The sequence below is a fragment of the Mesorhizobium sp. M7A.F.Ca.CA.001.08.2.1 genome, from assembly GCF_003998455.1.
Classification (GTDB): Bacteria; Pseudomonadota; Alphaproteobacteria; order Rhizobiales; family Rhizobiaceae; genus Mesorhizobium; species Mesorhizobium ciceri.
Window position 1 is genome coordinate 1 of record NZ_RZPW01000105.1, and the last position, 11,849, is coordinate 11,849.

12 protein-coding genes and 1 pseudogene are annotated in these 11,849 nt (G+C 63.6%); 7 read left to right on the forward strand and 6 right to left on the reverse strand.

Annotated elements, in window-relative coordinates:
• Nucleotides 1-384, forward strand: a 384-nt coding sequence (locus EN914_RS09160; protein ID WP_127389055.1) for an autotransporter outer membrane beta-barrel domain-containing protein, incomplete at its 5' end; no start/stop codon positions are given.
• A 14-nt stretch (nt 385-398) separates the two neighbouring features.
• On the opposite strand, the gene EN914_RS09165 is transcribed toward EN914_RS09160, so the two are convergent.
• A complete protein-coding gene (locus EN914_RS09165) occupies nt 399-794 on the reverse strand; it encodes an acyl-CoA thioesterase (RefSeq protein WP_024504171.1) in 396 nt (131 codons plus the stop codon).
• A gap of 237 nt (nt 795-1,031) precedes the next feature.
• Nucleotides 1,032-1,973, reverse strand: a complete 942-nt coding sequence (locus EN914_RS09170; RefSeq protein ID WP_024504172.1) for a phosphoribosylaminoimidazolesuccinocarboxamide synthase — start codon at nt 1,971-1,973, stop codon at nt 1,032-1,034.
• A 238-nt stretch (nt 1,974-2,211) separates the two neighbouring features.
• Between EN914_RS09170 and EN914_RS09175 the strand changes: the two are divergent.
• The 3 genes and pseudogenes from EN914_RS09175 to EN914_RS09185 all read left to right on the forward strand — a co-directional run bounded on the left by EN914_RS09175 (nt 2,212) and on the right by EN914_RS09185 (nt 5,910).
• Nucleotides 2,212-3,788 (forward strand): annotated as a pseudogene (locus tag EN914_RS09175) (GMC family oxidoreductase).
• Complete coding sequence (locus EN914_RS09180; RefSeq protein WP_024504174.1) at nt 3,785-4,996, forward strand: mandelate racemase/muconate lactonizing enzyme family protein; 1,212 nt, start codon at nt 3,785-3,787, stop codon at nt 4,994-4,996. Before EN914_RS09175 ends, EN914_RS09180 begins: the two are co-directional and overlap by 4 nt.
• Nucleotides 4,993-5,910: an NAD(P)-dependent oxidoreductase gene (locus tag EN914_RS09185; protein WP_024504175.1), complete on the forward strand. Its 918-nt coding sequence runs from the start codon at nt 4,993-4,995 to the stop codon at nt 5,908-5,910. The genes EN914_RS09180 and EN914_RS09185 overlap by 4 nt, the downstream gene beginning before the upstream one ends.
• Nucleotides 5,911-5,989: 79 nt before the next feature.
• On the opposite strand, the gene EN914_RS09190 is transcribed toward EN914_RS09185, so the two are convergent.
• Complete coding sequence (locus EN914_RS09190) at nt 5,990-6,928, reverse strand: diacylglycerol kinase family protein (RefSeq protein ID WP_024504176.1); 939 nt, start codon at nt 6,926-6,928, stop codon at nt 5,990-5,992.
• A gap of 859 nt (nt 6,929-7,787) precedes the next feature.
• On the opposite strand from EN914_RS09190, the gene EN914_RS09195 reads away from it, so the two are divergent.
• From EN914_RS09195 to EN914_RS09205, 3 genes are all read left to right on the forward strand, one after another.
• Nucleotides 7,788-8,222 (forward strand): DUF4383 domain-containing protein, encoded by a 435-nt coding sequence (locus EN914_RS09195; RefSeq protein ID WP_013530043.1) that lies wholly within the window; start codon nt 7,788-7,790, stop codon nt 8,220-8,222.
• 6 nt (nt 8,223-8,228) lie between these two features.
• Nucleotides 8,229-9,359, forward strand: coding sequence for a hypothetical protein (locus EN914_RS09200; RefSeq protein WP_024504177.1), 1,131 nt, complete (start codon nt 8,229-8,231; stop codon nt 9,357-9,359).
• Nucleotides 9,360-9,508: 149 nt separating this feature from the next.
• Nucleotides 9,509-10,030 (forward strand): hypothetical protein, encoded by a 522-nt coding sequence (locus EN914_RS09205; protein WP_127389056.1) that lies wholly within the window; start codon nt 9,509-9,511, stop codon nt 10,028-10,030.
• A gap of 33 nt (nt 10,031-10,063) precedes the next feature.
• Here EN914_RS09205 and EN914_RS09210 read toward each other — a convergent pair whose 3' ends face one another.
• The 3 genes from EN914_RS09210 to EN914_RS09220 form a co-directional block, all read right to left on the reverse strand.
• On the reverse strand, nt 10,064-10,594 hold the full coding sequence (locus EN914_RS09210; protein ID WP_013530040.1) for a dihydrofolate reductase family protein: 531 nt from the start codon (nt 10,592-10,594) through the stop codon (nt 10,064-10,066).
• Nucleotides 10,595-10,682: 88 nt separating this feature from the next.
• The gene (locus tag EN914_RS09215; protein ID WP_024504178.1) at nt 10,683-11,315 is read right to left on the reverse strand and encodes a hypothetical protein; all 633 of its coding nucleotides are present in this window, start codon (nt 11,313-11,315) and stop codon (nt 10,683-10,685) included.
• Between the two features lie 17 nt (nt 11,316-11,332).
• A partial coding sequence (locus EN914_RS09220) for a D-arabinono-1,4-lactone oxidase (RefSeq protein ID WP_164778693.1) occupies nt 11,333-11,849 on the reverse strand: 517 nt, incomplete at its 5' end.

Genomic DNA, 11,849 nt, shown 5'->3' on the forward strand with positions numbered 1-11,849 from the left:
AACCTGCACACCGACGGCTTCACGGAAAAGGGTGGCGCCGCCGCACTCACATCCGCTGCCTCGACCACCGAGACCACCTTCACCACGCTGGGCCTCCGTGCCTCGGCCGGCTTCGACCTCGGCGGGGTGCAGGCAAGCGCGCAGGGTACGCTCGGCTGGCGTCATGCCTTCGGCGACACCACGCCGACCGCGGACATGGCCTTCGCCGGTGGCGACCTCTTCACCATTGCCGGCGCGCCGATCGCCAGGGATACAGCCATCGTCGGAGCCGGGCTCGATTTCCGGATCGCCGACAGCACCACGCTGGGGATCAGCTACTCCGGCCAGTTCGGGACGAAAGCGGCCGATCAGGGCGTCCGCGCCACGATGCAAGTGCGGTTCTGATTTTTCGGCTTGCGTCAGCCTTCGGCGGGAACCGCTTTCGGTTTGCCCTCGCCATCCAGCGCCACCATGACGAAATCGGCATGGGTGACCTTCTCCATCAGGTCGGAGAGGTAGCGCTGCGCCCAGGCCTCGACCTTGAGCGTCATCGAGGTGCGGCCGACGCGCTCGACATGGGTGTAGATGCACAGCGTGTCGCCGATCTTCATCGCCTTGGCGAACGACATCTCCTTCACCGCCGCCGTCACCACGCGGCCCTTGGCGCGCTCGGCGGCGCGGATGCCGCAGGCCAGGTCCATCTGCGCCATCACCCAGCCGCCGAAAATGTCGCCGGCCGCATTGGCGTCCGAAGGCATGGCCAGGGTGCGCAGCGTCAGATCGCCAAGCGGCCGTCCTTCAGCGTAGTGCACCATGCGAGAAATCCTTCGAGACCGGCTGCCCTCGATCCCGTATCGTCACGGCGCCCGAAGGTCAACGCGCCACGGCATGGCCACGAGGCCCCGGAGCTTCTCCCGATAGGAATTTTTTCTTGACTCGGTGACCTCAGCTATGGTACATTTTTGCCTATGGTGCTGATTTGCGCCAGTGACCCGCCGCACAGGCGGGTTTTTCGTTTGATGCACCGTCAGCCAACACCCGGCGAAGGTCGATCAGAAATAGCGCCTGAGGTTCGTGCGAATACGATCGAGCACGCTGTCCCCGGAAAGGTCCGGCGAGAACTCCTTGCCGGTGATCGCCTCATAGGCCTGCGCATAGACATGCGAGGCCTGTTCGACGATCTCGGCCGGTATCTCAGGTATCGGGTCGCTGTAGGGGTTGCAGCGCGCCGAGACCCACGACCGGACGAAATCCTTGTCAAAACTCTCCGGCCGGCTGCCGTCGGCGAGCGCCTGTTCGTAGCTCGATGCGATCCAGTACCGGCTGCTGTCCGGGGTGTGGATTTCATCGGCAAGAATGATGGTCCCGTTCCTGTCGGTGCCGAATTCGTACTTCGTGTCGGCCAGGATCAGGCCGCGCTCGGTGGCGCGCTGCTGGCCGCGGGCGAACAGCCGCAAAGCGTAGCCGGACACGGTGTCCCACTGCGCCTGCGTGAGAAGACCCTGTTCGAGGATCTCGGCTTTCGACAGCGGCTCGTCATGGCCGCCATGCGCGGCCTTGCTGGTCGGCGTGATGATCGGCTCGGCCAGCTTTTCATTGTCGCGCAGGCCGTCCGGCAGGCGGATACCGTACATGTCGCGGTCGCCGCGCTTGTAGCGCGTCAGGATCGAAGTGCTGGTGGTTCCCGCCAGATAGCCGCGCACGACGATCTCGACCGGCAGGATGTCGAGCCTCGTGCCGACGACGACGTTCGGGTCGGGGTATTCGAGAACATGGTTCGGACAGATATCGGCGGTTTCCTCGAACCAGTAGCGCGCCGTCTGGGTCAGTATCTCTCCCTTGTAGGGGATCGAAGTCAGGATGATGTCGAAGGCACTGAGCCGGTCGGTGGCGATGATGATGCGCCGGCCATCCGCCAGATCGTAGTTTTCGCGGACCTTGCCGCTGTAGTGGCCCGGCAGTTCGGGAATGAACGCGTCAGGGAGGGTCCGCATATGATTTCCTGCCTTCCGCAGAGTGGCCAGAGCATAATTCCGAAAAGTTATGCGCCAAGATAGTGCCATCGCATAGGCTGTCGGGACGATAGATATCAAGCGCGATTGTCGGGAATCCCCGCAAACCTGATCGGTTCGACGGTCGCTTTTTTCACAACTGATGCCGGATGGCGCGGCGACTTCGGAATGCCGTCGCGTCTAGGCTGCAGCCAATCTTTCGGAGCCTCCCATTTCCATCATGCAGACCTATGATTTCATCATCGTCGGCTCCGGCTCGGCCGGCTCGGTCCTGGCCGAAAAACTCTCGGCCTCGGGGCGCTTCTCGGTGCTGGTGCTGGAGGCCGGCGGCAGCGACCGCCGCTTCTACGTGCAGATGCCGCTCGGCTACGGCAAGACCTTCTTCGATCCCGGCGTCAACTGGAACTACAAGGCCGAGCCGGACCCGGGGCTCGCCGGCAATGCCGACCACTGGCCGCGCGGCAAGCTGCTTGGCGGCTCAAGCTCAATCAACGCCATGGTCTGGATCCGGGGTGCGCGCGAGGATTTCGATGCCTGGGCGGCCGCCGGCAATCCAGGCTGGGGCTATGACGACCTCTTGCCCGCCTTCAAGGCGCTCGAGGACAACCAGGCCGGCGCCGATGCATGGCGCGGCACGGGGGGCCCGCTGCATGTCACCGACTGTTCGAACGCCGTCCATCCGCTGACCCAGCGCTATCTCGCAACGGCGCCGCCCAGGAAGGCGTCGGCATCTACCAGATCTCGACCCGCAACGGCCGCCGCATGTCGGCGGCGCGCGCTTTCCTGCGTCCGGCGATGAAGCGCGGGAATGTCCGCGTCGAGATGAAGGCGCTGGCGACCAGGGTGCTGTTCGAGGGGAAGCGTGCCATCGGCGTCGAGTATCAGCAGAACGGCGAGACGAAGACCGCGCGTGCCGGCCGCGAAATTATCTTGTCGGGCGGTTCGGTCAACTCGCCGCAATTGCTGCAGCTGTCCGGCGTCGGGCCCTCCGCTCTGCTCAAAGGCCTGGGCATCCGGATGGTCCACGCCAACGAGAATGTCGGCGCGCATCTGCAGGATCATGTCGGCATCAACTACACCTTCAAGGGCAAGCTGCCGACGCTCAACCAGACGCTGCGTCCCTGGTGGGGCAAGCTGCTGGTCGGCATGCAATATATCCTGACCCGTTCCGGCCCGCTGTCGCTGTCGATGAACAATGCCGGTGGCTTCTTCCGCACCGACCCGGCGGCGACGCGGCCCAACATGCAGCTCTATTTCCAGGCATTCTCGACCGTCATTCCCAAGAGCGGCGAGCGTCCCATCCTGACGCCCGACCCATGGCCGGGCTTTTCCATCGGCCTGTCCAACTGCCGCCCGTCGAGCCGTGGCGAGATCATGATCCGCTCGGCCAATCCGCGCGAGTACCCCAGGATAACGGCCAATGCCTACTCCACCAATGCCGATGTCGAGGAGATGCTGGCGGCGGTGAAATTCGTGCGCAAGATCGCCTCGATGCCTGCCATGGCCGAGATCATCGAGGAAGAGGTTTTGCCAGGCCCGTCAATCACTTCCGATGCAGACCTGATTCAGGATTTCAGGAAGCGCTCGGGCACCGTCTATCATCCGGTCTCGACCTGCCGCATGGGGCCCGATCCGGCGCGCGCCGTCGTCGACCCGCGTCTCAAGGCGCACGGCATCGACGGCCTGCGCGTCATCGACGCCTCCATCTTCCCCGACAACATCACCGGCAACACCAACGCCGCCTCGATCATGACCGGTTGGAAGGGCGCCGAACTGGTTCTGGAGGACCAAAAATGAAGATCACCGACGTCAAGACCTGGGTTGTCGACAATCCGCCGCCCGGCATCGGCGGCAAGTATTTCATCTTCGTCAAGTTGACCACCGATGGCGGCGTGGTCGGCTATGGCGAGGCCTACAACGCCACCTTCTCCGCCCATGTTACCGCCCGGATGGTCGAGGACATGGCCGAGCGCTATCTCGTCGGCCGCGATCCGCACGACATCGAGAACTTCTTCCGCCGCGCCTATTCGTCCGGCTTCACCCAGCGGCCCGACGTGTCAGGCATGGGCTGCTTCTCGGCGCTGGAAATGGCCTGCTGGGACATCATCGGCAAGGAGGCCGACAAGCCGGTCTACAAACTGCTCGGCGGCCAGGTGCACGAAACGCTGCGTTCCTACACCTATCTTTATCCGCACACCGGCAGCGTCCACTCCGAGGATGCGCACGGCAAGAACGTCTACAACGACCCCGATCTCGCCGCCGCCTGCGCGCTCGAATATGTCGAACAGGGGTTCAACGCCGTCAAACTGGACCCGGCCGGCCCCTACACCGCCTTCGACGGCCACCAGCCGCGTCTTGTCGATATCGACCTGTCCACCCGCATGATCAAGGCGATCCGCGAGGCGGTCGGCACCCGCGCCGACATCCTGTTTGGCACGCACGGCCAGTTCACAGCGTCCGGCGCGCTGCGCATGGCGCGCGCCATCGAGCCCTATGATCCCTTGTGGTTCGAGGAGCCGGTGCCGCCTGACATGCCCGAAGTCATGGCGCAAGTGGCCCGCGCGACCTCGATCCCGATCGCCACCGGCGAACGGCTGACCACCAAGTTCGAGTTCGCCCGCGTCATCGAGAACCGCGCCGCGACCATCCTGCAGCCGGACCTTGGCCGCTCCGGCGGCATTCTCGAAACCAAGAAGATCGCGGCGATGGCCGAGGCCTACCACATCCAGGTCGCCCCTCACTGCTATTGCGGGCCGATCGTCGGTGCGGCCAACATCCAGCTGGCGGTGACGCTGCCCAACTTCCTCATCCTGGAATCGCTGAAGCAGTGGGAGGGTTTCCATGCCACGCTCCTGAAGAAGAAGATCGAGTGGCAGGACGGCAATGTCATCCCCTCGAAGGAGCCCGGCCTCGGCGTCGAGCTCAACGAAGCGGTCTGCGACGCGCATCCCTATACGGGCAAGGACCTGCATCTGCAGATGATGCAGACCCCGCTGATGCCGTGAGCGAAAGCTACGCCTTCATCGGGCTTGGCCATCTCGGCGGCAACCTTGCCGCCAGCCTGATCCGCAACGGCTTTGCCGTCACCGTCTTCGACCGCGATCCGGCCGCCGCCGAGCGCCTGGTGGCGCTCGGCGCCACTACCGCGAGCAGCCCGGCCGAGGCCGCCGCCCGGGCCGGCAATGCCATCACGTGCCTGCCCTCGCCCAAGGTCAGCGAAGCGGTGCTGGCCGGACCCGGCGGATTGCTGGAGGGCCTTCCCAAGGGCGGCACCTGGATCGAGATGTCGACCAACGGCCGCGACGAGATTCTTCGCCTTGCGGCCCTCGCCTCGGCCAGGGGCGTCGAGACGCTGGAATGCCCGGTCACCGGTGGCGTGCATCTGGCGGCGGCTGGCAAGATCACCGCGCTGGTCGGCGGCGATCCAGCGCTCTACGAACGTCATCGGCCGGCCATCGAGGCGATGTGCGCAAAGTCGTTCCTGATGGGTCCGGTCGGCTCGGCGGCGGTGATCAAGGTGATCACCAACATGCTCGCCTTCATCCATCTCGTCGCCGCCGGCGAGGCGCTGATGCTGGCGAGACAGGGCGGGCTCGACCTCGCCCAGTCCTACCATGCCATCTCAGCCTCCTCCGGCAACAGCTTCGTCCACGAGACCGAAAGCCAGCTCATCCTCAACGGCTCCTACGACATCGGCTTCACCATGGACCTGGCGCTGAAGGACCTCGGCTTCGCGCTGGCGATGGGCAGGGAATTCAGACTGCCGCTCCAACTGGCGCCGCTTGTGAGTGAGATTTTCCAGATGGGCAAACAGGAATATGGCGGCAGCGCCTGGTCCACCCAGATCGTCAAATTGCTCGAGGATGCCGTCGATACCGACCTGCGCGCGCCCGGTTTTCCGGCCAAGCTGGAACTCTGACATCAGCCAGTTATCAAGCGATTTCAGGATGTTGGATTGATGGGCGGATTCATCTGAATCAATCTGTCAACGGCTTGATTCAGTATCTGAGCGTCAATGCACCCGGCAGGATCTCGAAGGTCGCGGGTATGCGTCCCGGCGACTCGCCGTCTATATCGACCAGGGCGCCATTCTCTGACGCATCGCCGAGCGGCTCGACCACCACTTTCCTGCCGCGCAGGATGGTGATCGCCGGATGGTTGCGGTGCCGCCCGCCATAGAGCAGCCGGATGTCCCAGATCAGCTTCAGCTTTCCGGCGGCGCGCAGGATGACGATGTCGAACTGCCCGTCGGTGATTTCGGCATCCGGCGCGATCATCATGCCGCCGCCGAAGAACTTTCCATTGGCGACCGCCACCAGCGCCATGCGCGCTTCGAAGGGTGCGCCGTCATCGACCGTGATCCTGACGTCCTGAAAACGGTAGCGGATGAACTCCATCACGGTGCGCCACAGGAACAGTGCCTTGGCCGACATCCTGCCCTTGCGCTTGTCGGCATTGACGGCGCGGTCGGTGGCGCCGGAAAGTCCCAGACTGGCGATGTTGATGAAGTGCCGGCTGGCCAGCGCGCCGTGATCGTCGATGTAGCCGATGCGCCCGGCATCGACCTTGCGGCCCTTGGCTTCGGCCAACCGCTTCAGCACGGCATCCACCTCTTTCGGCAGGCCGAGCCCGCGCGCGAAATCGATGCCGGTGCCGCACGGCAACAGGCCAAGTTCAGTGATCCGGCCGCTCTCCTGGGCCGCCTGCAGAAGCCCGTCGGCCACTTCGCTGGCGGTGCCGTCACCGCCGGCCGCAATCACCAGATCGAAGCCCATCATTGCGAGATCGATTGCCAGCCTTTCGGCATCGCCTTCGGCCTGCGTTTCGCGCAGCTCGAATTCGCCGAAATGCTTTTTCAGCGACACGGCAACATCAGGCCAATGCCGTTTCAGCCGGCCGCCACCGGCAATCGGGTTGAGAACCACTCCGACTTTCAAAATACCCGCCCTCCCCGGCGCCGGACATGCAGGTCCGATCCTTTGCCGGCATTGAAGCCCGCGACCACCGGCGGAGCAAGGGGCGCTGTCGGCTCGTACGCAAAAAAGCGGGCGGGCTGTCTAAAGCAGCCGGCGCTCGAATTCCCCGGTTTGTGGCTAACGATCCCCGGTAATCCCGCTATCCACAGGGCAGCGGCCATTCCCCAGGACCCTTACCCGGCGTACGTTAAACCCATCTCAGGCGGCTACCGATCATCAAGCCGAAAGGCGAAGTGAAAGGCGGATTTCCTGAGGCCCGTACGGCCCGAAGCGAGAGCAGGCTTGCCTGTTTCGAGGGACGGAGCCGAGACCTACGGGGCCGCGGAAAGCGTGCCAACGCCTACGGCGGACCGATGCTGCCATGAAGGACGGCAAAAACCTTCGATGGTGCGCAGGGCAAAGCTCGCAAGGGTGGAGACCGGCGTGGTCCCGAACGGACGCTGCTCTCGGGCGGCGGACTGGCAGGACCGTCAAAATCAAGGCCGGCAAGGCGCGACGACTTTACGGAAGTTGCTGCCGCGACCGTGTCCTGATCTGACAGGGAGGCGCTGGGAGAAATCCCGGCGCCGACTGTCTTTTTGGCCCCCCGATGCCCTTTGGCGGCGATCTTGCGAGCGCCGCTTCTCCACGCGCTAAAATCGGTTAGTATCGCCTGGTCAGAGCCCGTTTGAAAACGCGCTCTGCCGAGTCGGATGGCGTGGTTTTCGAGAACCGAAGCGTAGCGGACCTTTGAGTCCGTGAGCATAGGAAGCGCAGAAAACCGCGTCAGGCGGCCGGCAGAGTAGCGTTTACAAATGGGCTCGTAGAAGGGGGATACTTCATGACGCTCGTCCAGAAGCTTGCCGTTGCCTACGCTTTCCTGTTCTTCGGCGTCGTCGCCATCGGCTACATACCGGCGTTCAACGATGCCGACGGCAATCTGTTCGGCCTTTTCTCGCTGCAATGGTACGACGACCTGCTGCACGCCTTCTCCGGCGTCTGGGCGCTGGCCGCCGCCTTCATCTCCCACCGCCAGGCAGTGTTCTATTTCAAGCTGTTCGGCTCGGTCTACCTGTTCGACGGCGTGCTCGGGCTGGTCACCGGTTCCGGCTGCCTCGACGCCGGTATCTTCATCAACGGCTTCCGCTCTCTCAACGATATCGAATTCCCGGCCCGCTTCTTCGCCAACCTGCCGCACATCGTCATTGGCGGCTTCGCCGTCTATGTCGGCTTCCGGCTGGCCAGGCGCGTACACGACCACTTCGCCACGGCCTGACCAGGCATGTTCCTGTTCCGCTGGCTGAAGCGCATCATCAAGACGATCCTCTGGCTGATCGTCGTCGTCATCCTCATCCCGATCGCCGGGCTGAGCTACGGCTTCCTGACGACGTCGTCGCTCGACAAGACGCCGCTGCCCGGCATTGCCGACGGCGCCCCGCCCAAGGCGCTGGCCGACAAGGTCCGCGCCGAGATCCCCGGCTACCAGCGGCCGGAGGAATCGACCTTCCTGACCTATCCGGAATGGGCGATCGTCTACGCCGCGCGCGAATATGCCGGCTTCGTCGACAAGGACCAACCGAGCGGCTTCCCCTACTGGTCCTATATCGGCCGCTTCTGGCAGGACTACGCCATGGTGATCCGCGCCAGCGCTCCCTACAAGTTCAACTACGCCAACCACCAGATGCTGGTCATCATCGGCACCAGCCACTCGATCGAGCATATATTGCAGTGGGCCTATGAGAACACGGTCGGCCGCATCACCGAGGCGACGACGGCCAAGCGCACTGCCGCCGACATTTATCAGGCCAAGGTCGCGGCGGACTATGCCGCGTTTCTCGACCAGGTGCCCTGGTATCAGTTCCCGTATGCCGACAAGCGTGCCGGCCTGTTTGCCGTGCAGCCGGCGCCGGGCGACAGCTCGATCCGCACCAGCGAACGCAAGCTGGCGTTCGGCCTCGCCGACACCATCAAGCAGGGCTATGCCGACCTGATAAAAAAGGCCCTCGCTGCCACGATGGACCCCGCCTTGCTCGACATCCATGTCTGGGCCAAGGGACCCGTCGGCGAAGCCACGCGCAACGAGCCCGACACCTTGCTCGAACGCGACATGGGCGCTGACGGCACCATCTTCGTCACCAGGCGCTATCAGGTCTTCACCGAAATGATCCTGCGCCTGATCGACAAGGGCGTCTCCTTCGTCGAGATCGGCGGCAATGACGAGATCATGGCCACGGTGCTCTCCACCGATACGATCGCCGTTCCCGAAGGCATGCGCATCCTGTTCAGCTATCCGCTGCCGGCCGATCAATCCACGCGCCGCACCGGCATGATCGTTGCCGTGCGCAAGCTGCATCTCGTGCTGCCGGCGCTGATCAAGTCCGGCGCCAGGCTCGAACACGTCTACGATTACTGAGGCCTTTCGGTCACGCCCGGCCAAGATTACGCATTTCCTGGCCTCCGTCACGCCCATTCCACAATCGCGGCCAAATCCCGCCTTGTTCGCGCGCGAAGGAATGGGAAGAATGGAAGGGCTGCCGGGGGGCATCTCGAAGGGACAAGACCGTGATCAAGACCGCCCTTGTCGCCATGACCATTGTCGGCTGCGACTGCGACGCCAAGCTTTGCGAATATATCGGCGAGACGCCGGCCAAATGGTCGACCGTCGCCGAATGCGAAGCCGCGATGAAGAGCCAGATGCTGCACGAGCGCAATTTCAACTATCCGCTCGTCTCCGGCATTTGCCGCACGAAGGGTTCGTCGTCCTCCTCGCAGCTGGCCGCGACCGCATCGCGCCCGGAACTGAAGCCCGCCAGCCGCGTCGTCAGAACCGAAAGCCCGCTGCCGCCGGATCTCAGCCACCGGCCGAGCGTCTCGGTCGGTTCGCCGACGACCGCCATGGAAGCCGACGCCGCCCGGCCCGTTGCCTATGAACAGGTGGTCGATGGCGGAACCGGTGTGCTCTATCGCACCAAGAACGGCTACGCCGTGGTCAAGACCGATCTCGGCCGCGCCGCCTCGGCAACCGCCGACGCCGCGAAGCGCTCTGTGAACTGGCTGGCTGGCCTGATGCCGAAGGGGCTGTAGGCCCGCTGGCGTCTCGGTTCGACGACCGCGTGATCAGGCAGGCACATAGGTCAACCTGATCACGTCGTCGCCAATCAAATCGCTGGCCACAAAGCGAAGCGGCGGCCGGGGGCCGGCGAAGAATGGCTTGCCATGACCAAGCACGAACGGATGGAGGTAGAGTTGGTACGCATCGACAAGACCAAGGTCGGTCAGGCTTCGCGCCAGGCCTGGTCCAGAAACTGAAATCTCCCCGACGAGCTCAGCCTTAAGCCCGCGTATCACCGCCTCGACGTCATCCGCGACAAGTGTTGCGTTAGGGCCGGCCGACTTCAGAGAGCGCGACACAACCCACTTCGGTTGGCTTCGCCACGCCGCCGCGAATTCGTGCGCCTCCGCGCTCCATTCAGGACTGTCTTCGTCCCAATAGCGCATGACCTCGTACATGCCGCGACCGTACACACTGCCGCTCAAATTGCGCACTTGCTCTATCCAGTGACGAAAGATCGTCGGGCCCGACGGCATTTTCTGGTGGTCGACATAGCCGTCGAGTGACTGGTTCATTCTGAAAATGAGCTTCGCCATGCTGCAGGATCTCCAACCCAGGGTCTTCAGAATAACTTGAGCCGCCGTTACGCAAAACCCCAGCCGAAATCCAAACTGAGACACGATCCTAGTCCGGCCTGAACCTGACTTTCAGGCTCTGCCAGAACTTGTCGACAAGCGGCTTTTCGGTCGCTGCATCCTCGCCGGCAATGCGGGTGATGAACAGCAGCCCCCGATCGGCCAGGCCGAAGCCGACGATCTCGAAATCGGCGGTGTCGGTGCGTGTCTTCACCTCGGCCCGGATCCCGGTCAGTTCCTTGCCGTCGGCGAGTTTGCGCGTGGTCGGCCCCTGCGTCAGCTTGGCGCCCGCCTGCACCGATTCCCTGGTCATCTCCTGCAGCATCAATTGGTTGAGCGACACCGGATTCATGGCGCCATATTCCTGCACGACGACGATCGTGCCCAGCGCCGACGCCATCAGATACTGCGTGATGTCATCGCCGAGATCGGTCTTGGTCACCGAAATGCCGCTGGGATGGACGAAGGAGAAGTCGCTGCCTGAAAAGGTGGCGAAGTCGTTGCGCGCGAGCGTCACCTTGCTCTGCTTGCCGCCGGGCAGCGTCACATCGGCGCTCTCGCCGGGATCGATATCGACCGTCACGCCGTCGATGGTCAGCTTGAAGGCCTTGAGATCCTCGCCTCCGGCAGGGCCAGCGCACAGCGCGATGAGGATGAGTGCCGCCGCCGATACCATCCGCATGCCTGTTCTCCTGCTTCTTACGACACCCCGCTCAGCGCCTTGATGGCACGGTAGAAGGTCGAGGAAAACAGTTCCGTTGGGTCATACTGCCGCTTCGCCGCCAGGAAGGCCGGCAGTTCGGGATAGGAGGCCAGCAATTCCCTGGCCGTATAATGCAGCTGGTAAGGCAGGAAGAAGCGCCCGCCATGCTTGATCGTCACGTCGATCAGCGCCCGCGTCAGCGCCCGCATCCTGGCATTGCCGTCGGCATCGGTCGGCTGGTTGACGTAGAGCACCAGCGAATAGGCCGGCTCCGGCGCGTAGGTCAGCGCCACATCCTCCCTGTGGACGATGCGCACCGAAGCATTGAGCACCGGCAGCGTCTGGTTGCGCAGGATCTCGCGCGCTTCCGCGATGAATTCGACATAGGCGGCACGCGGAATAAAATATTCGTGCAGGATGTCGGTCTCTTCCATCTGATCGTTGAACAGATAGGGCACCGAATCGTGCATCGGGTTGTTGCGGGTGACGAGACAGGCCTCGCCCTCGGCCATG

What these genes read in the sequence shown, in the direction of transcription:
- EN914_RS09165 (WP_024504171.1), bottom strand. Translation starts at nt 794, where the DNA reads ATGGTGCACTACGCTGAAGGACGGCCGCTTGGCGATCTGACGCTGCGC.
- EN914_RS09170 (WP_024504172.1), bottom strand. Translation starts at nt 1,973, where the DNA reads ATGCGGACCCTCCCTGACGCGTTCATTCCCGAACTGCCGGGCCACTAC.
- EN914_RS09180 (WP_024504174.1), top strand. Translation starts at nt 3,785, where the DNA reads ATGAAGATCACCGACGTCAAGACCTGGGTTGTCGACAATCCGCCGCCC.
- EN914_RS09195 (WP_013530043.1), top strand. Translation starts at nt 7,788, where the DNA reads ATGACGCTCGTCCAGAAGCTTGCCGTTGCCTACGCTTTCCTGTTCTTC.
- EN914_RS09200 (WP_024504177.1), top strand. Translation starts at nt 8,229, where the DNA reads ATGTTCCTGTTCCGCTGGCTGAAGCGCATCATCAAGACGATCCTCTGG.
- EN914_RS09210 (WP_013530040.1), bottom strand. Translation starts at nt 10,594, where the DNA reads ATGGCGAAGCTCATTTTCAGAATGAACCAGTCACTCGACGGCTATGTC.
- EN914_RS09215 (WP_024504178.1), bottom strand. Translation starts at nt 11,315, where the DNA reads ATGCGGATGGTATCGGCGGCGGCACTCATCCTCATCGCGCTGTGCGCT.